A 244-nucleotide genomic window follows, 5' to 3' on the forward strand; every position below is an offset into this window, starting at 1 on the left:
GGTCGGGGCACCAGCTGGCCGCGCCAATGCTCGCCGTCACGCGCCCGAATTCACTGCCCGCATGCTCAATCGCGAGTGCGCTGATCGCGCTGCGGATTTGCTCGGCAATCTGGCTTGCGCCGGCGGGCGCGGTATCGGGCAGGACCACGACGAATTCTTCGCCTCCGTAACGCGCGGCGCTGTCCGCTGGTCGCCGGATATTGTCACGGATGCAGCGTGCGACGGCTGCCAGTGCATCGTCTCC

The 244-nt window shown here is 67.6% G+C and carries 1 protein-coding gene; it reads right to left on the reverse strand.

What is annotated here, in order from left to right; genetic code table 11:
* Positions 1-244: GGDEF domain-containing protein (locus SB753_RS40455; RefSeq protein WP_410805599.1), on the reverse strand; the 244-nt coding region annotated here is incomplete at both ends.

The organism is Paraburkholderia sp. SIMBA_053, from assembly GCF_046534895.1.
GTDB lineage: Bacteria > Pseudomonadota > Gammaproteobacteria > Burkholderiales > Burkholderiaceae > Paraburkholderia > Paraburkholderia caledonica.